This is a genomic window from Nonomuraea sp. NPDC003709 (assembly GCF_040610775.1).
GTDB classification, from domain to species: domain Bacteria; phylum Actinomycetota; class Actinomycetes; order Streptosporangiales; family Streptosporangiaceae; genus Nonomuraea; species Nonomuraea angiospora_A.
Genome location: NZ_JBEXMW010000033.1, coordinates 17,679 through 39,785 on the forward strand (window position 1 = coordinate 17,679; position 22,107 = coordinate 39,785).

Sequence of the window (22,107 nt, forward strand, 5' to 3'; positions counted from 1 at the left end):
ATGAGCAGCGTGACGCGAAAGAGCTCGGCGCGTCGCCGAGGATTCGCCGCCAGGATCTGGTCGGAGCGGTGGGCATACGTCTTCCTGCTGCCCACCCTGCTGTTGTTCGGCGCGTACACGGTCTGGCCGATCATCTCCAGCCTGTACTACTCGATGCTCGACTGGAACGGACTGGGCGCCGAGCGGCCGTTCATCGGCCTGGCCAACTATCGCGAGGCGTTCGGTGACCCGCTCTTCTGGAAGTCGCTCGGGATCACGCTGACGATGATCGCGGTGACCGTGCCGGTACGGGTCGGGCTGAGCCTGCTGGTCGCGCTCGTCCTGAACAACCCGGGGCTGCCGTTCGCCAAGCTGTTCAGGACCGCGCTGTTCGTTCCCGTGGTCACGACGACGGCGATCATCGGCGTGGTCATGGGGTTCGTCTTCGACCCCGCCGGCGGCCCGGTGAACCAGCTGCTGCTCGACCTCGGGATCGTCGACCAGCCGGTCGACTTCCTGGGAGACCCCGGAACCTCCTTGTGGACCGTGATGGGCGTCCACATGTGGAAGTGGTTCGGCATCACCCTGGTCTACTGGCTCGCCGCGCTCCAGACGATCCCCGCCTCGGTGCACGAGGCGGCCAAGACGGACGGCGCGGGCAACTGGGCCGCGCTGCGCCACGTGACGCTGCCGATGCTCAAGCCCTTTCTGATCATCATCGCCCTCCTCACGGCCATCGAGACCATGCAGATCTTCGACCTGGTCCTGACGATGACCAACGGCGGGCCGTTCTTCTCCACCCTCGCCACGGAGGTCTACATCTACCAGCAGGCCTTCGCCGGCTCCACGCCCCGGCTCGGCTACGGCGCGGCGCTCGGCGTCCTGTTCGGGCTGGTCACCCTCGCCTTCGCGGCGATCCAGGCCATCGGCATCCGCTTCGCCAACCGCGCCAGGAGCAGCTCATGAACGCCGCCGCCGGACGCCGCCGTCTCGGGATCTGGGCACAGGTGATCGTGCTCGCCGTCGTCTGCCTGGTGTGGATCTATCCGTTGCTGTGGATCGTCTCGGCCTCTCTGAAGGATTCGCTGGCGATCTTCTCCGGAGGGCTCGGCCTGATCCCCGAATCGTTGCACTTCGAGAACTACGTACGTGCCTGGCGGGACGCCGACTTCGGGCTGTACACCGCGAACAGCGTGCTCATCACCCTGGGAACCGTGGCGCTGGTCGTCCTGCGCTGCGCGCTGGCCGGCTACGTCATCGCCCGCCGGAACTTCATCGGCAAGCGCGCGGTGGTCGCCGTGCTGGTCGCGACGCTGTTCGCGCCGCACGGGCTCACCATCATCCCGGTGGTCGAGCTCAGTGACCTCATGGGACTGCTGAACTCGCGCACGGGCGTCATCCTCGCCCTCGCGGGCAGCGGCCACGTCGCCGCCGTCCTGCTCTACGCCGGCTATTTCAGCCGCATCCCGCGTGAGCTCGAAGAAGCGGCGATCATGGACGGCGCCGGCTTCCTGCGGACGTTCTTCCGGGTCATGCTGCCGCTCGCGGGACCGGTTACCGCGACGGTGGGCGTCATGACCTTCCTGGCGGCCTGGAACAACTTCTTCCTGCCGCTGGTGTTCACCTTCAGCCGCCCGGACCTGCGTACGCTCTCGGTGGGCATGCTCGCCTTCCGTGGCACCAACTCCACCGACTGGTCCGGCCTCGCCGCCGCGGGCACCATCTCCCTGATTCCGCTGCTCGTCGTCTTCCTCGCGCTCCAGCGCTACTTCGTCGAAGGCGTCGCCGGGGCCGTGAAGTCCTGACCTCGAATGAGAGACATGAATCAACCGAACATCCTGCTCATCTGCACCGACCAGCAGCGCTTCGACGCGATGGGCGCTTACGGCAACGACGAGATCGACACGCCCAACCTCGACCGGCTGGCGGCCCAGGGCGTGCTCTTCGAGAACTGCTACGTACAGAGCCCGGTCTGCGGCCCCTCCCGCGCCAGCCTGATGTCGGGCCGCTACGTTCACGCACACGGCGCCTGGGCGAACGGCGTCGGGCTGCCCGCGCACGAGCACCTGTTCTCGCGCACCCTGGCCGACCACGGCTACGACTGCGGCCTGGCCGGGAAGTTCCACGTCGGCGGGGCGTGCTTCGGCGGCCGTCTCGAACCGCGCCTGGACGACGGCTTCCGCGTGTTCCGGTGGGCACACGACCCTTACGTCGGATCGTCCGAGAACGCCTACCACCGGTGGCTGCGGGCCGTACGGCCGGACCTGTACGAGGCCGCCGCCCAGGCCAATTCCGGGGCCGGCTTCGACACGCTTCCCACAGAGTTCCACTACAGCCGGTGGATCGGCGACGAGACCATCGACTACCTGCGGCGCTCGCGCGACGCGGACAAGCCGTTCTTCTTCGTGGCCAACTTCTTCGACCCGCACCACGGGTTCGGCGCGCCGAAGGAGTACGTCGATCGTTACCGCGGAAAGGCCCTGCGGCGTCCGGTCACCCGGGACCAGGAGCTCGCCGGCAAGCCGCCCGTGCAGACCGAGGCCTCGCACCGCTCCTACGCCGGCCACGCACGCGGCTACACGGAGTACACGGAATCCGAGCTCCACGACGTCAGGGTCAACTACTACGCGATGGTGAGTCTCGTCGACGACGAAGTCGGCCGGATTCTCACCGCCCTCGACGAGGCGGGCCTGGCCGAGGACACGCTGGTCGTCTTCACCAGCGACCACGGCGAGATGCTCGGCGATCACCAGCTCATGCTGAAGGGGCCGATGATGTACGAGTGCGCCGTCCGCGTGCCGCTCGTCATGCGCTGGCCCGCCGGGTTGCCCGCCGGCGAGCGGCGGGCCGGGCTGGTCCAGTGGATCGACCTGGCGACGACGTTCCTCGCGGCCGCGGGCGCACCGCCACTCCCCCGCGGGCAGGGGCTGAACCTCCTGCCGCCGGCCCGCGGCGAGCAGGACGCGCCGGCAAGGGACTGGGCGCTGTGCGAGTACCGCAACAGCGGCCACCCGTACGAGGAGCCCGTGCACACCACGATGCTCAGGCACGACCGCTGGAAGGTCGTCGTCTACCATGGCGCGCCGTCCACGACCCGAGCGCGCTCCGGCGAGCTGTACGACCTGGAGACCGACACGATGGAGCTGGACAACCTGTGGGACGACCCGGCTCATGCGGCGGTCCGGGCCGAGCTGCAGGAGCTGCTGCTCGACGTCCTGGTCGCCACCGAAGATCGTAGCCAGCCGCGGACGGCGCACTGGTGATCCCACGAGCGCGCCGGCGAGCCCGGCCGCCGCGGTCAGCGGCGGCCGGTGCGGCCTGGTCAGTGGCGCTGCAGCGCGCGGAAGTCGTCGAGCCAGTAGCCGCGCCCCGACAGGGCGCCGCGGGGCTGCACGGTGTAGGGGGCGTACACGCTGTTGAGCAGCCACGGGGCCTTGCCGGGGCCGAAGTTCTCGACCATCAGGTCGTCCTGCTTGAAGGCGTACGTGGCGACCGCCAGCCGCCCGGTGTCCCGGTACAGCTTCATCTGGTCGCGCAGGAAGCCCGCCTGGCTGGTGAACCACGGGCTGCCGGCCAGGAAGTCGTCCCACTTCCGCTCGCTGAACGGCTTGTCGATGGCGGCCTTGATGACCTGCCATACCAGCGTGCCGGAGGGGAAGCCGTACTTCTGGGCGAACGTGGCCGCGACCGGGTCCTTCAGGTGCTGCTGCCAGTACCAGACGAGAGAGAACTCGGTGACCAGGAACGTCTGGTCGGGGCGCATCCTCGGCAGGATGTAGTCCAGGAACGGCTGCGCGTTCTCCGGCGCGGGGATGTGCGGGTGGATGTCCACGCCCTCGATCTCCGGCGTCTGGCGTACGAAGGTCATCCAGCGCTCGGCCGCCGGCGTGCGGCGGTCCGGCAGGTCGAGCCGGTTCAGCGCGCCCATGTAGAGCGCGGTGCCGCAGTCGGCGCCGCACCGCTCACGCCGGTAGTCGATCACGTGCCGGGCGACGGTCTCGTAGAACTCGTTGAGGCGCCGGTCACGCTCGGCGGGCAGGCTCTCGATGAAGGGCTCGTTGCCGATCGTGAGGATGTCCACCTTGCCCATCACCGTGGGCAGCACCTTGTCCAGCCGGGCCAGCTCCGCGGCCATCCTGGGGCTGCCCGGCGCGGGAAAGGACGCCGCGTCGTAGGGGAACTTCAGGCTGAGGACGGTGTCGTAGCCGCGCGCCGCCGCCTTGGTGATGGTGCTGATCGCGAAGTGCTCGGCGGGGTCGCCCTTGTCGGCGGCGGGCATCGGGAAGAACCCGCGGACCCACCGCGCACGGGCCTCGCGAAGTTCCCGGTAGTCGAGGGCGTCGAGGTTCTGGTTGAAGTTGGCTCCCAGAGCGCCGTACGCGCGGGCGAGGGGCTTGGCGTCGGGCACGGATTCTGCTCCTTCCGCCGCGGCGGCGTGGGTGACGGGCGAGACGGCGAGAACCGCGGTTAAGGCGATGATCGACAGTCGGCGCAGCATGTGACCTGCTTTCTCGGAAGGGAAGGCCGATGCGTTGTTCAGCTCAGCACATTCATGTTTGCGCTAACCCGAGCGGCCTGTCAACGGCCTGGGCGGTGGCGGTGAGGTCAGCGGCGCGGCGGCGCGGTGGAGGCCCGCACCACCAGCTCCGGCCGGACGAACCTGCTGGCGGGAGCGGACGCCTCGGCCCTCTGCGGGGCCTCGATCTGCATGATCAGGTGCTCGAGGCAGCGGCGGCCCACCGTGGCGAGATCCTGGCGGACGGTCGTCAGCGGCGGGATGAGGAACGGCGCGAAGTCGAGGTCGTCGAAGCCGACCACACTCAGGTCGTCCGGCACCTTGCGACCCAGCTCGGCCGCCGCTTGCAGGACGCCCACGGCCATCTGGTCGTTGGCGGCGAAGACGGCGGTCACGTCGTCGTCGGCCAGCAGGCGGCGGGCGGCGTCGTACCCCGACTGGGGGGACCAGTCGCCGACGACGGGCGGCGGGACGGCGCGGCCCGACCGCTTCAGCAGCCGCTGCCACGCGGCCCGGCGCCGCTGCGCCGGGTTCGAGCCGGCCGGCCCGGCCACGTGGTGAACGGTGGCGTGGCCGAGCCCGAGCAGGTGATCCACGGCGGCGCGGACGCCGGCGGCCTCGTCCATGCCGAAGGTGGGGTGCCGGTGCGCCGCCCTGCTGTCGGCGATCACCACCGGCACCTCCTCGGGAAGCTGCAGGTGGGGGGTGTCGAGCACCCGGGCCTCTATCACGATCACGCCGTCCACCGCGCGGTCGGTGAGGCCGCGGACGGCGGCGCGGATGTCCTTCTCGGTCGGGCCGTTGACCATCGCGACGCTCACCGAGTAGCCGCGGGCCTGGGCGCCGGTCACGACGGCCTCGAGGATGCGGACGTTGAGCACGGCGCTGAGGTTGAACATGACGACGCCGATCGTGCCGAACCGGCCGGTGGCCAGCGCCCGCGCGGCGATGTTGGCGCGGTAGCCGAGCTGTCTCATGGCCGTCTCGACCTTGAGCCGCGTGGCGGCGGTCACCCGGTCGTTGCCGTTCACGACCCGCGACACGGTCTGTCCTGACACACCGGCGATCTTGGCGACATCCGCCATCGACGGGCCGCCGGACGCCCCCGTTCCTGGTTGCCGAGCCACGCGGGGTGCTCTCCCTTCCTCGTAGCAGCGCTGAACAAGGTCAGGCCAGGCCCTGGTGATTGGTTCCTTCGAAGTCGCTCAAGGACGTGTCGTAGTCCTTGCCGCCGACAGCGTACATCGACGTCATCCAGTGGTGGAAATTGTCGCCGGAGGCCCGAAGCCGCTGGTAGAGACGGCCGATCAGCGCCGACTGGACCTCGCCGAGCGCCGGGTCGCCGTAGCGGTTGGTCAGCTCGGACGGATCTTCCTCCAGGTCGTAGAGCTCGTTGACGCTCTCCGGGTTGACCACCAGCTTGAACCGGCGCGTGCGCAACATGCGCTGCGGATAGGGGAAGTGGTGGCCGTGGAACTCCGCGGTGATGTCCTCGCGCCAGCCGGCGGGCTCCTCCCCCAGCGCGAACGGCACCAGGCTGCGGCCGTCGGCGCCCGGCTCGGGGCCGGCCCCCGCCAGGTCGAGTATCGTCGCGGTGAAGTCGACCAGGCTGACGAAGGCCCCGGTCGACGCGCCGCCCGGCGAGCCGGGGACGCGCAGCAGGCCGGGGATGCGGTAGATGTCGTCGTACATGGCCGGGCCCTTGTCGTGCAGGCGGTGGGCGCCGGTGAACTCGCCGTGGTCGGCGGTGAAGGCCACCGCCGTGCTGCCGGTCAGGCCGAGCCGCTCCAGGGCCTCGGTCAGGCGGCCGACCTGCTCGTCGATGAGCGTCACATACCCCCAGTACGCGGCCACGAGCCGGCGCGCGGTCTCCTCGCCGAGCGTGTCGTGCGTCCAGTGCTCGCTGTAGCGCCGCTGGACGGGCGGCTTGTTCTCGAACGTCTCCTTGATCGACTCGGGCAGCTCGACCAGGTCGGGCGAGTACATCTCCAGGTACTCCCGCGGCAGCAGGTAGGGAAGGTGCGGCCCGTAGAAGTGCACGGCCATGTAGAAGGGGCGGCCGTCGCGGTGGAAGTCCTCGGCGTAGCGTTCGAGCCGGTCGATCGTGCGGTCGGCGAGGAAGCGCTCGAACGTGGCCTCCCCCGGCTGGTGCAGGACGCCCGCGAGCAGGTTGCCGGGCTCTCCGTTGGGGAAGACCCCGCGCACCTCCTCGCTGATCTCGGGTCCCGGCAGGCCGTGGCGCTCCAGCCAGGCCAGGTAGTCGGGGTGCCCCACCGGGTTGTGCCAGCCCGGGTAGTGGGCGCCGTCGAAGCCGAACTCACCGGGGCCGCGCCGCCGCCCGACGTGCCACTTTCCCTCGATGCCGACGTTGTAGCCGTGCTCGCGCAGGCGGTGGGAGAAGGGCGTGAACTCGTCCGACAGCTCCTCCGAGTACCCCACGTTGCGCTCGTAGTTGGCCAGCAGCCGGTGCCGGAACGGCAGCACGCCGGTCAGCAGGCTGGCCCTGGCGGGGGTGCAGATGGCCGACGGGGTGTAGCAGGCGTCGAAGCGGGTGCCCGAGGCGGCGAGGGCGTCCAGGTGCGGTGTGGACACGTGGGGGTTGCCGTAGCAGCCGAGGGTGTCGACGCGGTGCTGGTCGGTCATCAGGAAGAGCACGTTCGTGGGTTGGCTCATCAGGCCTCCATGCTTGTTTCCGCAAACATCGGATTCACCGTCAGCAGCGGAGATCATGGCACCTGAGCTGCAGCTCAAAGAAACCTCACCGTCATGACCTTGACGCTGATAGGTGGCGGTCATAGGTTAGCGCAAACATGGAACCGCTTCACGGGGGTCCCTGAAGGTTCAGGGCTGGGCGGGATCGTGACCGACTCGACGACGAAGAGGAGTCGCCATGGGGTCGCATCGCCGAATCCTTGGAACCCTGCCCGATGTGTCAGGCGCCGGGCGCCGTGACGTCAGCCGCCGCCAGTTCCTCGGCGGCACGAGCGCCGCCGTCCTGGCGGCGGCGCTGACCGCGTGCACCGGCGGCGGGCAGATGAGCCGCCAGAGCCAGGCCGCCGGTAGCGGGCTGCAGTGGTGGGACCAGTTCAGGCCGCTGACCAAGATGCTGGAGAGCGACCTCTTCAGCCCCTACGAGAAGAGCCACTCGGGCGTCACGATCGAACGGCGCCAGATGGACGCGCCCGACCTCGGCCAAGCGCTGCAGGTGGCGCGGCGCAGCAACCAGATGCCGGACGTGCACTCGCTGGCGGGGCTGGGCGCCGTCTCCCCGGCCGCCCTGGTCAGCGAGGGCTGGTTCCAGCCGGTCGGCAAGCTCGCCGACTTCGCCGGCAGCCCGGTCGCCGGCCAGCTCTACGACGGCATCCACCGCTTCAACGGCGAGATCTACTCCTTCGCGCCGTTCTCCGGCCGGAATCACGAGGCGGTGCCGTGGTTCAACACGGCGCTGCTCAAGGAGGCCAAGGTGGACCCCGAGGACGAGCCGGCCACCTGGGACGACCTGCGCGACGTCGCCCGCCGCGTGACCAAGGGGAACGCCGCCGGCGCGTACGGGATGGTGATCCCGCTCAAGGACCCCGCGTACCTGGCGGCGCTGGTGCACCGGCTCGCGATGGCCGCGGGCGCCCCCGGGCCCGGCGCCATCGACTGGAAGACGGGCGAGTACGTCCACGACTCCCAGCCGTACATCGACGCCGTCGAGTTCCTCGTCTCGCTGCAGAAGGACAAGGTCGTCCACCCGGCGTCCGCGTCGATGGGCCCCCGCGACGCCCGCGCCCGCTGGGCCGCCGGGCAGGCGGCCATCTACCCGTGGGGCGCGTGGTTCGTCGGCGGCCTGCGCGTGGACGAGCCCGAGGCGGTCGAGCGCGGGGTCGGCGTGTGGCACATCCCGTGTCCCGAGACCACCAGGAACCTCGTCTACAGCCCTCCGGCGCCCGGCACGTTCTGGGTGTCGAAACAGTCGAAGAAGGCCCAGACCGCGGCCGAGGTGCTGCTGCAGATGACCACCAGGGAGTTCCAGCTCAAGCTGGCCGCCGCCATGGACCAGCCGCCCGCGCTGGCCGAGGTGGTGGCGGAGGCGGAGGTGCACCCCGCCTACCGGCAGTGCGTCGCCAACTTCCAGGACGACGTGCGCATCGGACCGGTGCCCGAGGTCGGCACGCCGGGCGTGTGGCAGGTGCTCGCCGAGATGCGCGACATCCATCCCGACCTCGGCGACATCGTCCAGTCGGTGCTGACCGGCTCCAACTCCGACGTGGGCGGCCAGCTCCGGCGCTACAAGGACCAGCTCAGCACCGAGCGCGAGCGTGCCATCAAGGCGGTCAAGGAGGAGAAGGGGGTCGAGGTCGGCCTCGACGCCTGGGTCTTCGCCAACTGGGACCGCAAGAAGGACTACGAGCAGCAGGACTACGCCGGCCGCTGAGGGGCGGCCGGACAGGAGCACCATGACGACAACCCACGGGCAGACCTCCGCACACCCCCGGCCCGGACGGCTGAGGCGCCTGCGCAAGGACTGGTGGATCTACCTCTTCCTCCTGCCGACCCTCGTCGGGTACGGCGCGTACACCATCTATCCCCTGCTGGCGTCGTGGTGGTTCGCGTTCCTCGACTGGCCGGGCTTCGCCGACGCCGGGACGTTCATCGGCGTCGAGAACTTCGCGCGGCTGATCGAGGACGAGCTCTTCTGGAACGCGTTCTGGAACTCGATCGTGTTCCTCGTGATCGCCGTGCCGCTGCGGGTCGGGCTGGCGCTCGCGCTGGCGATCGTGCTCAACCGGAAGAAGACGCCGTTCAAGGGCTTCTTCCGCACGCTGTTCTTCCTGCCGGTCGTCACCACGGGCGCCATCGTCGGCATCGTGTTCACGCTGCTGCTGGACGCCGGCGGCCCGGTGAGCATGTCGCTCGTCTGGGCGGGCCTGATCGAGTCGCCGGCGAACTTCGCCGCCGACGCCGGCACCTCGCTCTTCGCCGGGATCGCCGTCTGGGTGTGGAAGTGGCTGGGCATCACCCTCATCTACTGGCTGGCCGCGCTGCAGACGATCCCGCAGGGCGTCCACGAGGCCGCGATGATCGACGGCGCGGGCCCCTGGGCGGAGTTCCGGCGCGTCACGCTGCCGCTGCTGGTGCCGTTCCTGGTGATCATCACGTTGATCGACACCGTGGCGGCGTTCAACGTCTTCGACCTGATGCAGACCCTCACCGGCGGGGGCCCGTCCTTCTCTTCCGAGGTGATCGAGATCTTCATCTTCCGTACGGCCTTCCAGGCCACCGTCCCCCAGCTCGGATACGCCTCGGCCGCGGCGGTGCTGTTCGGGCTGCTCACCATGGTCCTCGCGATCGCCCAGGCGCTGGGCATGCGCTGGGCCAGGAGCCGGATGGGCTCGGCATGACCGCGCCCGCGGACACCCGGCCCGCCCGCCCGCCCGTCAGCCAGGCGGCCCCGCGGCCCGGCCGCCGGCCGCGCCGCCGCCCGAGCACCGGGCAGGTGGTGACCGCCGTCCTGCTGCTCGTGCTCGGCGGCCTGTGGATCTACCCGTTCGTCTGGCTGGTCTCGGCGTCGCTGAAGACCTCACCCGAGATCTTCGGCACGGGGCTCGGTCTGCTGCCCGAGGAGCCGGTCTGGGAGAACTACGCCCGCGCCTGGAGCGAGGTCGGCTTCGCCAGGTATCTGGTCAACACCCTCGTCATCACCGCCGGCACGGTGGTGCTCGTCGTCGTGCGCAGCGCCCTGGCGGGCTACGTGCTGGGCCGCTACGACTTCGCCGGCAAGAAATTCGTCATCGGCCTGTTCCTGGTCACGTTCTTCCTGCCCGAGGGCTACACGATCATCCCGATCACCCAGCTCACCGACCAGCTCGGGCTGCTCAACACCCACGCCGGCGTGATACTTGGCCTGGGCGCGGGCGGGCAGATCGCCTCGACCCTCCTCTACGCCGGGTTCTTCAGGAAGCTGCCGAAGGAGCTGGAGGAGTGCGCCCGGCTGGACGGCGCGGGCCACTTCACCGTCTTCTTCCGCGTGATGCTCCCGCTGGCCTGGCCGATCACCGCCACGGTGGTCATCCTCACGTACCTGTTCGCCTGGAACGTCTACCTGCTTCCGCTGGTGTTCACGCTCAGCGACTCCGACCTGCGGACGCTGGCCGTGGGCATGACGGTCTTCGTGGGCGAGCGGGAAACGGACTGGTCGGGGATGGCCGCGGCCGCCGTGATCTCGCTGATCCCGGTGATCGCCGTGTTCGTCGTCCTCCAGCGGAAGTTCGTCGACAGCATCGCGGGAGCGGTGAAGCAGTGACAGGGGCGTCGCAGTGAAAAGAACGGAGTTCTGAACCATATGTCTGTCCATGGCCGCGAGGCACTCGTGACGATCGACACCCGCCGCCCGGCGGGCCGGATCGACGACGACGTCTACGGACATTTCCTGGAATCGGCGTTCTTCGGCAACATCGAGGGCGGCGTGTTCGACGAGGGCTCACCGCTGTCCGTCGCCGAGCCCGGCCTGCTCAACGGCGTCCGCACCGACGTGCTCGACCTGGTCCGCGAGCTGGGCCCGGGGCCGATCCGCTGGCCGGGCGGCAACTTCACCTCGGCCTACCACTGGGAGGACGGCATCGGCCCGCGCGAGACGCGGCCGAGCCGGTTGGAGCTGGCCTGGGGCGGGCAGGAGTCCAACCGCTTCGGCACCGACGAGTTCCTGGCCTGGTGCGAGGCGGCGGGTGCGGAGCCGTACCTGGTGCACTCCTGCCGGAACGTGGACGACGCGGTGCGCTGGGTCGAGTACACCAACTCCGCCCGCGCCACCACGCTCACCGGCCGCCGCGCCGCGAACGGGCGGGCCGAGCCGTGGAAGGTGCGCTACTGGGGCGTGGGCAACGAGGTCTACGGCCCGTGGCAGATGGGCCACCGCACGGCCGAGGAGTACGCCGCCGCCGCCCGCGAGCACGCCCGGTTCATGCGCCTGGTCGACCCCGAGATCCGCCTGATCGGCGTCGGCATCCCCTGGCAGCAGGAGCAGTGGACGCGCCCGGTGCTGGCCCGCGCGGGCAAGCTGCTGGACTACCTGTCCCTGCACCTGTACGGCGCCGGCACCCACCTGTGGACCGGCGACGACTACGACGCCGTCGTGGCCCAGGCGCTGTACTTCGAGCGGGAGATCCACGCCTACTCGCAGCTCGTCACCGAGCTCGCCGCCGAGGTGGGCCTGGAGCGCCCGCCCGCGCTCGCGCTCGACGAGTGGACCATGCGCCACCTCGAACCCGAGGACTGGCCGCAACCGCTGCCCGGTGACGACGGCGGCGTCGCCGAGCGCGAGCTGCCCGAGGCGGGCGACGGTCCGGGACGCCGGGTGCGGGTGAACCGGTGGAGCCCCCGCACGGTCGCCGACCTGGTCTTCTGCGCGGGCGTGTTCCACGCCGTCCACCGCTCCGCCGCTCTGCCCGCGCCCGTGTCCATGGCCAACCCGGTCAACCTGGTCAACGCCAACGGCCTGGTGGTCGCCCGCCCCGGTGGCGCGCTGCGCTCGGCGATCTACCACGTCTGGCACCTCTACCGGCACCACACCGGCAGGACCGTGCTGCCGTCCGAGGTGGACGGCCCGGCCAGGACGACCGCGGTCCGGCTCGGCGACAACTGGGGTCCGGACGGCCGGCTGCTCACCGCGCCCATGACCGTCCCGTACATCGACGTGTCGGCCACCCGCGCCGACGACGGCTCGGTGCGGGTGGCCGTCGTCAACCGGCACCGCGACGAGACCATCCGCGTCCGGCTCGTCCTCGACGGCAGCTCCGGCGCCACCCCCGCCCGCGCGCGGGTGCGCACCGTCGGCGGCGACGTCCCCGGCCTCGGCGCGGTCAACACGCTCGGCGCGCAGGACACGATCGCCGTGCGGGACCTGGGCGAGGTCGAGGCGAGCGGCGGGGCGTGGGAGATCGCGCCGCACTCGGTGACCGTGCTGACCCTTCTCGAGGAGCCTTCGTGACCCAGGATGCCGACCACCCCCGTCCTCTCCTCGTCCGCCCGCACTGGCAGGACCTGTGCGGCGAGTGGGGCTACGCGACCGACGACCACGACCGCGGCCTGGCCGAGGGCCGGCACCGCGACGCCGGGGCCTTCACCCGCGCGATCATCGTGCCGTACCCGCCCGAGAGCGAGCAGTCCGGCGTCCACGAGCCCGAGCCGCACCCGATCGTGTGGTACCGCCGCACGCTGCGTCTGGAGCGCGAGCCGGAGCCGGACGAGCGGCTCCTGCTGCACTTCGGCGCGGTGGACTACCGGGCGCGGGTGTGGTTCAACGGCGAGTACGCCGGCGACCACGAGGGCGGTCACACCCCCTTCACCTTCGACGTCACCGAGGCCGTCGTCCCCGGCGGGGAGCAGGTCGTGGTGGTCCGCGCGCAGGACGAGTGCGACGACGCGACCCAGCCCCGCGGCAAGCAGGACTGGCGCGGGGAGCCCCACGACATCTGGTACCACCGCACCACCGGCATCTGGCAGCCGGTCTGGGCCGAGGTCGTACCCGCGCTGCACGTCCGGCGGCTGCACTGGACCCCGGACGTGCCCGGCGCCGCGGTCGCCGTCGAGGTCGAGCTCTCCGAGCGGCCGGACCCGGCCGTGGACGTCCACGTGGTCCTCACCCTCGGGGACGAGGTCCTGGCGGAGCAGACGTGCCGCGCCGACCGGCGGGACGGCCGGTGGGTGATCGCCGTCCCGGCCGCCCGGCACCAGATGGAGCTCAGCGGGCTCCTGTGGACGCCGGAGCGGCCGACCCTGCTGGACGCCCGCGTCGAGCTGCGCCGCGACGGCGTCCTGATCGACGCGGTGACCTCGTACGTCGGCCTGCGCAGCGTCGGTGTCAGAGACGGCAGGTTCCTGCTCAACGGCCAGCCCCGGTTCCTGCGCCTGGTCCTCGCCCAGAACTACTGGCCCGGCTCCCACCTGGCCGCCCCCGCTCCCGGCGCACTGCGCCGAGAGGCCGAACTGGCCAAGGAGCTCGGGTTCGACGGCGTGCGGGTGCACCAGAAGGTCGAGGATCCGCGGTTCCTGGCCTGGTGCGACCGGCTCGGCCTGCTGGTGTGGAGCGAGATGCCCAGCGCGTACGAGTACTCGCCCCGCGCCGTCGAGCGGCTGACCCGTGAATGGCTGGAGGTCGTCGCCCGCGACCGCAGCCATCCGTGCGTGGTGACGTGGGTGCCGTTCAACGAAAGCTGGGGCGTCTGGCACGCGGCGGACGTGCCCGAGCAGCGGCACGCCACCGCCGCGCTCTACCACCTCACCAAGGCGCTCGACGGCACCCGGCCGGTGATCTCCAACGACGGGTGGGAGCACACGGAGAGCGACATCTGGGGTCTGCACGACTACGCGCCCACCGGCGAGTCGATCCGCGAGCGCTACGCCGGGCCCGAGGCGCTCGCGCGCATCCTCGGCGACCGCCCGCCCGCGCGGCGCGTCGCCCTGCTCGGCGACCCGGTCCGGCGCGGGCAGCCGGTCGTGCTGTCCGAGATCGGCGGGACCAGCCTCCGCCCGGCGCCGGACGAGGCCTGGCACGGGTACGGCACCGTCGGCTCCACCGAGGAGCTGACCGAGGGGTTCCGGCAGCTCGTGGACGCGGTGCTGGACAATCCGGAGCTGGCCGGTCTGTGCTGGACCCAGCTGACGGACACCGAGCAGGAGCGCAACGGGCTGCTGACCGAGGACCGCGAGCCCAAGGTGCCCGCGGAGACCATCCGCCGCATCCTCACCCGCCCGGCCCGATCGGTGCCCGCCGAGGCCATCGACGCGGCCCGCCGCGCGGCCAGGGACCGCTGAGCGTGCTCGCGACCGCACACCCTTGACATCCGCGGATGTGACGAGTTAGCGTCCTCGAAACCCAGGATTAACGTTCACGTTAACGTTAATCCTGGGCCCGGAATTTCTATGGGAAGGACGCCTGCGAGCGTGGAGACCACCCATGTTCCGGCCGAGGACCTACGCCGCGCGCTGATCGCGGCCGATCCGAAGCTGTCCAAGTTCAATCCCCTCCCCCGCATACTCGCCTTCGACGAGTTCACCACCGGAACGCACGGATGGTGCGAGCTCATCGGCAATCACGATGGCCACGGAAATCTCGACACGGTGGACGTGCACATGCGCGACTTCCGGCCGCCGCAGCTCAGCTCGTGCGATTTCTTCGACATCGGCACGCACGCCGCGATGAGCGGCAATTACGCGCTCAAGGTCGCCACCCGCCCGGTGGCCGGCCACACGGCGGTCGCGATCCGCCGCCTCACCATGGCCAGGCGCGGCGTGGTGCAGTTCGAGACGTACTTCACCTACAAGAGCGAGGCGGCCACGGCCGAGTCCTCGCTCGGCAACAGCTTCGGCGACATCGAATGGGACGGGAACCTGCACCCGTCCGAAGCCCAGTTCGGGGCGTTCACCGTGGCCACGGACCTGTGCGACGGCGAGGGCATCCGCTATCACTGCGTCGCCCGCTACCAGAACACCGACCTGGACAACAGGTTCACCAGGCGCTGGATCTACCCCGTGGTGCCCGAGCCCACCCCCAGGGAGAACCTGCACAACCAGGAGAACCTGTCCCCGGTCGAGGACTTCACCGCCCCGAATCCGGAGGACTGGCGCCCGCTCGACGACAAACCGCAGTACCTCTGCTACAACGAGGTGCCGACAAAGGTCAATTGGCACTACCTGCGCTGGCAGTTCGACACCAGGACCCGCACCAATATCGAGCTCCAGGTGAACGACCGGGTCATGGACATGCGACATGTCCCGGTCCCGCAGTATCCCGACAAATATGACGGCCTGGAGAACCTGCTCAATTTCTACGTGAGCGTGCGCACCCATTCTCCGGTACGCAACTTCCTCTTCCTCGATTCCGCACTCATTTCCGTGGATTGGTGAACACCGGCATGAGGCATGCTCTTACCGCCGTTCTGGAGCGCAACACCACCTTCACCAAGGATTTCGTCACCGAGCCGTACGAGGCCGGATGGGCGGCCGAGGCGCGCTGGTTCGTGCGGACGCTGGAGCTGGAGGGCCAGGAACTGCGCCTGACCGCCCAGATCTCCCCTGACGGCCTGCACTGGTGCGACGACGACGAGACCACCGAGCAGATCGTGAAGGAGCCGGGCCTGGTGTCCCTGCGGGTGCGCGAGTTCGGCCACTGGCTGCGGCTGCGGGCCACGCTGGCGGGCGGCGACCCGCGGGCCAAGGTGCTGATCTACCTGGCCCTGAAAAGCTGAGAAAGGTACGACCATGGCAACAAGCAGGCGCCAGTTCCTGACCCTCCTGGGAGCCGCCGGCGCCGCAGTCGCGGGGTGCGCCCCCGGCGGCCCGGCGACGGGATCGGCCTCGGGAGGCAACCGGCCGTTCAACGCGGCGTTCTACCAGGCGATCAACGATCTGGACCCGCACGGGGCGAGCGCCGTCGACGAGGCCTCGCTCCTCGCCAACCGGCAGATCTACGACACGCTCGTCGCCAGGGACGGCGACCGGCTCGTGCCGCGCCTGGCCACCTCGTGGAAGCAGCCCGACGACACGACGTGGGAGTTCACCCTTCGCGAGGACGTCGTCTTCCACGACGGCACCAAGCTGACCTCGGCGGACGTCAAGGCGTCGCTGGAGCGGCTGGCCGCGTCCGACGGGCCGCAGAAACCCCTGTGGTCCGCCGTGGACGCCGTCGAAGCCCCCGACGCGGGCACCATCAGGATCACCACCAAGGACCCGCTGGGCACGATGCTGGTGAACCTGACGCTCGCCTTCATCATCCCGGCCGCCCGGATCGGCAAGGCCGACCTGTCGCGCAGCCCGATCGGCAGCGGGCCGTTCGCCGTCGAGTCGTTCACGCCGTCGTCCCAGCTCCTGCTCAAGCCCGTGCCCGGCTACTGGGGCGGTGCGGCCAAGCTGCCCGGCCTGCGCCTGCCGTACATCCCCGAGTCCTCCACGCGCATCACCTCGCTGCAGAACGGCGAGGTGGACGTCACCTGGATCATCCCTCCCGACGAGCTCAAGCGGCTGGGCGGCGTGAACGGCGTGAAGATCGACAGCAAGCCGGGGGTGAACTACTTCCTCGCCTGGTTCAACTGCGGCCGGAAACCCTTCTCCGACCCGCGGGTGCGCCGCGCGCTCCATCACGCGCTCGACGTCAAGAGCATCGTCTCCAGCCTGTACGGCGACGCCGCCGCCGTCATGGACGCCCCCATCCCGTCGGCCGTCTTCGGCCACGCGCCCCAGCAGCCGTACGACTACGACCCCGATCTGGCCAAGCGCGAGCTGGCCGAGGCCGGCCACGGCTCCGGCATCCGCACCTCGATGATGTGGTTCAAGGACACCGGCCCGCTGGCCACCGAGCTGGCGCAGTCGATCATCTCGGCCTGGGCCAAGGTCGGCGTCGTCGTCGAGCCGCAGCAGATCGAGAAGGCCGCCTGGCTCAAGCGCCTGACCGCGCTCGACTGGGACATCGAGCTCCAGGTCAACACCGTGACCACGGGAGACGCCGACTACACGCTCGGCAGGCTCTACACCAGCGAGGCCAACCGCATGGGCTACCGGAACAAGGAGCTCGACGGCATCCTCGCCAAGGCACGCTCCACGTCCGGCCAGGACGAGCGCAAGTCGTTGTACGCCCAGGCGTGCGAGATCATCTGGCGTGACGCGGTCGGCGTCTTCCCGGCGGCGCTGTCCAGCACGTACGGGCTGCGCTCCTCGGTGGCGGGATTCGTCCCGGCGGCCAACAGCCAGCCCGAGTTCCGCACGGTGTCGACCGCCGGATGATCCCTACGGAACGAGAGTGACATGCGCGAGGCACGCCGTACCACTCTGAAGGACATCGCCGAGAGCCTCGGCGTCTCGGTGAACACCGTCTCCCGCGCGCTGTCCGACAAGGACAGCGTCGGCGTGGAGACGAGGAACCGGGTCAAGGCCGAGGCCGAGCGGCTCGGCTACGTGCCGAACGTGACCGCCCGATCCCTGGTGCTGGGCTCGGCGAGCACGCTCGGCATGGTCATCACCAATCCGTCCAACCCGTTCTACGCCCAGCTCATCAGCGGCATGGAGCAGCGCTGCCGGGAGCACGGCTACTCCCTGCTGCTGATGGCGACGGAGGAGAGCCTGGACAACGAGCGGCGCGCGGCGGAGGAGCTGCTGCGGCGCGGCGTGGACGGCGTGCTCGTGGTGACCGTGCAGGAGGGGGCCGAGCACTGGCGGCGGTTCAGGGCGGCCGGGGTGCCTCTCGTCCTGATCAACCGCGACGTGCCCGAGCTGAACACCGACCTGGTGGGCGTCGACCACGTCCAGGGCGGCTACGAGGCCGCCAGGCACGCCGTCGCCCAGGGCGCCAGGAAGATCTACTTCCTGGAGGAGGACCTGCACGTCTCGTCCGTCGCCGACCGCGTCGAGGGCTACCGGCGGGCCATGGCCGACAGCGGCCTGCCCATCGAGCCGGACACCCTGATCAAGGTGCCGACCCGGCGGCTGGAGCAGAGCGCGATGCCATGGGACCCGAGCGAGGCCTACCGGCTGGGCAGAGAGGTCGTGCGGACCGCTCAACGGCCGATGGCGTTCGTCGCCGGCAACGACTACTTCGCGCTCGGCGTCTACCGGGTGGCGAACGAGGAGGGCCTGCGCATCCCCGACGACATCCTGGTCGTCGGCTACGGCGGCCACCCGTTCGCGCCGTACGTGATCCCCTCGCTGACCACCGTCGAGCTGCCCGCCGCCGACATCGCCGTGTCCGCGGTCGACCACATGCTCCGGCGACTGGGGCGGCCGGCGGCAGGGAGGCCTCCCGAGCAGATCCTGTTCCCGCCGCGGCTGGTCATCCGGGCGTCGAGCGGTGGGGGCGTCACATGACCGCCTTCCTCGGACGGCGGCTCGCCCAGGCGCTGCTGCAGGTCTGGGGCGCCATCACCATCGTCTTCATCGCGCTGCGCGTGCTGCCGGGCGACCCGGCCGAGCTGATCCTCGGCAGCCAGGCCACGCCGGAGGCGCTGGAGGCGCTGCGCGACCGGCTCGGGCTGCGCGACCCCCTGCCCATCCAGTACGCGCACCACCTCCAGGACATCGTCACCCTCGACTTCGGCCAGTCCTGGCGGCAGGGTGTCAGCGCTCTGGACGCCTGCCTGGAACGGCTGGGGCCGACCCTGTCGCTGTCCGTCTGGGCCATGGTGATCACCATCGTGCTGGGCTTCGCCGCCGGCTCCTTCGCCGCCCGCCGCGCGAACACCTGGGCCGACCACCTCGTCTCGGTGTCCTCGCTGGTCGGCCAGGCACTACCGCCGTTCTGGATCGGCATCATGCTGTCGCTGATCTTCGCCCGGTGGCTGCAGATCCTGCCGAGCACCGCCGACGGGACCCTGGTCAGCCTGCTGCTGCCGGCGCTCACGCTGGCGCTGCCGTTCGTCGGCTGGCTGGGCCGGCTCGTACGGACCGGGATCCTCGAGGAGATGAACCAGGACTACGTCCGGACGGCCCACGCCAAAGGGCTGAGTCACCGGGTCGTCTTCTACATCCACGTGCTGCGCAACACCCTGGTCCCGGTGGTGACCATGCTCGGCCTGCTCATGGGCTACTTCATCGCCAACGGCGTGATCGTCGAGGTGATCTTCGCCTGGCCCGGGATCGGCTCGCTGCTGATCGACTCGATCACCTTCCGCGACTACGCCGTGGTCGAGGCCGTCCTCACCGTGATCACGGTCTGCTACATCGTGCTCAACCTGCTGGTCGACGTGCTCTACGTGTACCTCGACCCCAGGATCCAGTTGGAGAACGCCTGATGTCAGTGAAAGCCCCGAGCCGACCGGCCGCGTTGCCGCTGCGGGCTCGCCTGGCGCTCGGGACCGTGCTGGTGTTCGCGACGGCCGGCGTGCTCGGGCCGCTGCTGGCGCCGTTCGACGCCGCCCGCACCAGTCCCGTCGACCGCCTGCTGCCGCCGGGGACCCGGTTGTCCGACGGCGCCGTGGCCTGGCTCGGCACCGATCAGGTCGGCCAGGACATCCTTGCCGAGGTGCTGGCCGGGATGCGCACGTCGTTGACGGTGGCCCTGGTGACCGTGCTCGTCGGCGGGACGGTCGGGCTGGTGCTCGGGCTGTTCGCCGGCTACTTCGGCGGCTGGGCCGACGGGATCATCTCCAGGGTCGGCGACATCCAGCTGGCCTTCCCCAGCCTGCTCCTGGCGATCCTGCTGGCAGGAGTGCTCGGCCCGAGCATGGTGAACGTGATCATCGCGCTGGCGGTCACCCGGTGGGTGATCTTCGCCAGGGTGGTGCGCGGCTCGGCGCTCGCCGTGCGCGACCGGGAGTTCGTCGACTCGGCCCGGGTGATGGGCGCCTCGCACGGGCGCATCCTCGTGCACTACATCCTGCCGTCGTGCCTGCCGCCGCTGCTCGTCGCGGCGACCGTGCAGGTCGGCCTGACCATGGTCGCCGAGGCGTCGCTGAGCTTCCTCGGCCTCGGCGTCCCGGCCTCCCAGGCGTCCTGGGGCGCGACGATCGCCGAGGGCCGCGACTACCTGGCGTCGGCCTGGTGGATCGCCGCCGCGCCCGGAGCCGCGCTGGCCCTCGTGGTGGTGAGCATCGGGGTCCTCGGCGACCTGTTGCGCGACGCCTCCGACCCGATGACGGAGCTGTGACGATGGCCAATCTGCTGGAGGTCCGGGAGCTGGCGGTGGAGTTCGACACCCCGGAGGGGCCGCTGCGTGCCGTACGCGGGGTGTCCTTCGAGGTGGGCGAGGCCGAGACGCTCGCGATCGTCGGCGAGTCCGGCAGCGGCAAGAGCGTCACCGCGCAGACGCTGATGGGCCTGGTGCCGCTGAACGCGCGGATCGCGGGCGGTCGCGTGGCCATCGAGGGCCGCGACGTCGTCGGCCTGTCCGACCGCGAATGGCGGGAACTGCGCGGCGAGCGCATCGCGATGATCTTCCAGGATCCGCTCAGCGCCCTGAACCCGTCGCTGACCGTCGGCTACCAGATCGCGGAGATGTTCCGCAGGCACCGCGGCACCCGCAGGGCCGAGGCCAGGCGGCGGGCGGCGGAGCTGATGACGCAGGTGGGCATCCCGGACGCCGAGCGGCGCCTGGACGACCACCCGCACCGCTTCTCCGGCGGCATGCGGCAGCGCGTGATGATCGCGATGGCGCTGGCGCTCGATCCCCTGCTGCTCATCGCCGACGAGCCGACCACCGCCCTCGACGTCACCGTCCAGGCGCAGATCCTGCGGCTGCTGCGGCAGCGCCAGCAGGCCCAGCGGCTCGGCATGATCCTCATCAGCCACGACCTCGGCGTGGTGGCGCGTGCCGCCGACCGCGTGGCCGTCATGTACGCCGGCCGCGTCGTCGAGACGGGCACCGTGGCCGAGGTGTACGAGCGGCCCGCGCACCCGTACACGCTGGGCCTGATGCGGGCGGTGCCCGATCCCCGCGACATCGGCGCCCCGCTGGAGGCCATCGAGGGTCAGCCGCCCGACCTCGCCACGCCGCCCGCGGGCTGTTCCTTCCATCCGCGCTGTCCGTTCGCCAGGGACGTCTGCCGCACCGACGACCCCTTGCCGCGTGAGCTCGGTACCCGCAGGGCCAGCGCCTGCCACTTCGCCGAGGAGGTGGCGGCGCATGGCTGAGCCGTTGCTCGAGCTCACCGATCTGGTCACCACCTACCGCCTGCGGGCCGGGATCGGCCGGCCCGGCGGCGAGGTGCGCGCCGTGGCCGGCGTCAGCCTGACCGTCCACGCGGGAGAGACCGTCGGCCTGGTCGGCGAGTCCGGCTGCGGCAAGTCCACGGTCGCGCGGACCATCGTCGGCCTGGTGCGCCCGTCCAGCGGCAAGGTCCTGTTCGAGGGCCGCGACCTGGCCGCCCTGCCCGCCAGGGAGCTGCGCAGGCTGCGCCGGGAGATCCAGCTCGTCTTCCAGGACCCGTACGCCGCGCTGAACCCCCGCATGAAGGTCGCCGACCTCATCAAGGAGGCCTGGCGGATCCATCCGGGGCTGGTGCCGCGCGAGCGGTGGGACGCGGAGGTCGGCGCCCTGCTCGACCGCGTCGGCCTGCGCCCGGAGCACGCCGGACGCTACCCCCACCAGTTCTCCGGCGGGCAGCGGCAGCGCATCAGCATCGCCCGCGCGCTCGCCGTCCGCCCCCGCCTGATCGTCTGCGACGAGGCGGTCTCCGCGCTCGACGTCTCGGTACGGGCCCAGATCCTCAACCTGCTCGGGGAGCTCCAGCGGGACCTGGGTGTGGCGTACCTGTTCATCTCCCACGATCTGGGCGTCGTCCGTCACCTGTGTGACCGGGTGGCGGTGATGTACCTGGGCAAGGTCGTCGAGACCGGCTCCAAGGAGGACGTCTACCGGAGCGCGGCCCACCCGTACACGCAGGCGCTGCTGTCGGCGGCGCCGAGCGTGGACGACTGGAGGGGCGGCGAACGCGGCGAGATCGTCCTGTCAGGAGATGTTCCCTCACCGTTGGACCCGCCTTCAGGCTGTCCTTTCCGAACACGCTGCTGGAAGGTCCAGGATCGGTGCCGCGACGAGGAGCCGGCGCTCATCGGCCGGGACACGGGTCATCCGGTCGCGTGCCACTTCCCCGACGCACCGGCGACACCCGCAGCCGATCATGGCCGCGTCCAGAAGGAGTGAT

19 protein-coding genes are annotated in these 22,107 nt (G+C 70.5%); 16 read left to right on the top strand and 3 right to left on the bottom strand.

Annotated elements, in window-relative coordinates; translation table 11 throughout:
• Nucleotides 1–9 precede the first annotated feature (9 nt).
• From ABZX61_RS56805 to ABZX61_RS56815, 3 genes are read left to right on the top strand one after another with little or no spacing between them, the layout of a single operon-like run.
• On the top strand, nucleotides 10–945 hold the full coding sequence (locus ABZX61_RS56805) for a sugar ABC transporter permease (RefSeq protein WP_355209295.1): 936 nt from the start codon (nucleotides 10–12) through the stop codon (nucleotides 943–945).
• A complete protein-coding gene (locus ABZX61_RS56810; RefSeq protein WP_355209297.1) occupies nucleotides 942–1,784 on the top strand; it encodes a carbohydrate ABC transporter permease in 843 nt (280 codons plus the stop codon). The genes ABZX61_RS56805 and ABZX61_RS56810 overlap by 4 nt, the downstream gene beginning before the upstream one ends.
• Nucleotides 1,785–1,799: 15 nt before the next feature.
• Nucleotides 1,800–3,242, top strand: coding sequence for a sulfatase-like hydrolase/transferase (locus ABZX61_RS56815; protein WP_355209299.1), 1,443 nt, complete (start codon nucleotides 1,800–1,802; stop codon nucleotides 3,240–3,242).
• 59 nt (nucleotides 3,243–3,301) lie between these two features.
• Here ABZX61_RS56815 and ABZX61_RS56820 read toward each other — a convergent pair whose 3' ends face one another.
• The 3 genes from ABZX61_RS56820 to ABZX61_RS56830 form a co-directional block, all read right to left on the bottom strand.
• On the bottom strand, nucleotides 3,302–4,477 hold the full coding sequence (locus tag ABZX61_RS56820) for a hypothetical protein (RefSeq protein WP_355209301.1): 1,176 nt from the start codon (nucleotides 4,475–4,477) through the stop codon (nucleotides 3,302–3,304).
• A 107-nt stretch (nucleotides 4,478–4,584) separates the two neighbouring features.
• Nucleotides 4,585–5,622, bottom strand: coding sequence for a LacI family DNA-binding transcriptional regulator (locus ABZX61_RS56825; RefSeq protein WP_355209303.1), 1,038 nt, complete (start codon nucleotides 5,620–5,622; stop codon nucleotides 4,585–4,587).
• Nucleotides 5,623–5,662: 40 nt separating this feature from the next.
• Nucleotides 5,663–7,168, bottom strand: coding sequence for a sulfatase-like hydrolase/transferase (locus ABZX61_RS56830; RefSeq protein ID WP_355209305.1), 1,506 nt, complete (start codon nucleotides 7,166–7,168; stop codon nucleotides 5,663–5,665).
• A gap of 256 nt (nucleotides 7,169–7,424) precedes the next feature.
• On the opposite strand from ABZX61_RS56830, the gene ABZX61_RS56835 reads away from it, so the two are divergent.
• The 13 genes from ABZX61_RS56835 (at nucleotide 7,425) to ABZX61_RS56895 (ending at nucleotide 22,106) form a co-directional block, all read left to right on the top strand.
• A complete protein-coding gene (locus ABZX61_RS56835) occupies nucleotides 7,425–8,915 on the top strand; it encodes an extracellular solute-binding protein (protein ID WP_355209308.1) in 1,491 nt (496 codons plus the stop codon).
• A 22-nt stretch (nucleotides 8,916–8,937) separates the two neighbouring features.
• Nucleotides 8,938–9,882 (top strand): sugar ABC transporter permease, encoded by a 945-nt coding sequence (locus ABZX61_RS56840; protein WP_355209310.1) that lies wholly within the window; start codon nucleotides 8,938–8,940, stop codon nucleotides 9,880–9,882.
• Nucleotides 9,879–10,784, top strand: coding sequence for a carbohydrate ABC transporter permease (locus tag ABZX61_RS56845; RefSeq protein ID WP_355209313.1), 906 nt, complete (start codon nucleotides 9,879–9,881; stop codon nucleotides 10,782–10,784). The genes ABZX61_RS56840 and ABZX61_RS56845 overlap by 4 nt, the downstream gene beginning before the upstream one ends.
• 39 nt (nucleotides 10,785–10,823) lie before the next feature.
• Nucleotides 10,824–12,467 (top strand): alpha-L-arabinofuranosidase C-terminal domain-containing protein, encoded by a 1,644-nt coding sequence (locus ABZX61_RS56850; protein WP_355209315.1) that lies wholly within the window; start codon nucleotides 10,824–10,826, stop codon nucleotides 12,465–12,467.
• Entirely contained in the window at nucleotides 12,464–14,293 is a 1,830-nt protein-coding gene (locus ABZX61_RS56855; protein WP_355209318.1) for a sugar-binding domain-containing protein, read from the top strand. The genes ABZX61_RS56850 and ABZX61_RS56855 overlap by 4 nt, the downstream gene beginning before the upstream one ends.
• Nucleotides 14,294–14,422: 129 nt before the next feature.
• Nucleotides 14,423–15,385 (top strand): DUF6772 family protein, encoded by a 963-nt coding sequence (locus ABZX61_RS56860; RefSeq protein ID WP_350734141.1) that lies wholly within the window; start codon nucleotides 14,423–14,425, stop codon nucleotides 15,383–15,385.
• 8 nt (nucleotides 15,386–15,393) lie between these two features.
• Nucleotides 15,394–15,726 (top strand): hypothetical protein, encoded by a 333-nt coding sequence (locus ABZX61_RS56865; RefSeq protein ID WP_350734139.1) that lies wholly within the window; start codon nucleotides 15,394–15,396, stop codon nucleotides 15,724–15,726.
• A gap of 13 nt (nucleotides 15,727–15,739) precedes the next feature.
• A complete protein-coding gene (locus ABZX61_RS56870) occupies nucleotides 15,740–17,257 on the top strand; it encodes an ABC transporter substrate-binding protein (protein ID WP_355209321.1) in 1,518 nt (505 codons plus the stop codon).
• A gap of 21 nt (nucleotides 17,258–17,278) precedes the next feature.
• Complete coding sequence (locus ABZX61_RS56875) at nucleotides 17,279–18,334, top strand: LacI family DNA-binding transcriptional regulator (RefSeq protein WP_355209324.1); 1,056 nt, start codon at nucleotides 17,279–17,281, stop codon at nucleotides 18,332–18,334.
• On the top strand, nucleotides 18,331–19,257 hold the full coding sequence (locus tag ABZX61_RS56880; protein WP_350734133.1) for an ABC transporter permease: 927 nt from the start codon (nucleotides 18,331–18,333) through the stop codon (nucleotides 19,255–19,257). The genes ABZX61_RS56875 and ABZX61_RS56880 overlap by 4 nt, the downstream gene beginning before the upstream one ends.
• Nucleotides 19,257–20,111, top strand: a complete 855-nt coding sequence (locus ABZX61_RS56885) for an ABC transporter permease (RefSeq protein WP_350734131.1) — start codon at nucleotides 19,257–19,259, stop codon at nucleotides 20,109–20,111. Before ABZX61_RS56880 ends, ABZX61_RS56885 begins: the two co-directional genes overlap by 1 nt.
• Before the next feature lie 2 nt (nucleotides 20,112–20,113).
• The gene (locus ABZX61_RS56890) at nucleotides 20,114–21,094 is read left to right on the top strand and encodes an ABC transporter ATP-binding protein (RefSeq protein WP_350734129.1); all 981 of its coding nucleotides are present in this window, start codon (nucleotides 20,114–20,116) and stop codon (nucleotides 21,092–21,094) included.
• Complete coding sequence (locus ABZX61_RS56895; RefSeq protein WP_355209327.1) at nucleotides 21,087–22,106, top strand: oligopeptide/dipeptide ABC transporter ATP-binding protein; 1,020 nt, start codon at nucleotides 21,087–21,089, stop codon at nucleotides 22,104–22,106. Before ABZX61_RS56890 ends, ABZX61_RS56895 begins: the two co-directional genes overlap by 8 nt.
• Nucleotide 22,107 lies beyond the last annotated feature (1 nt).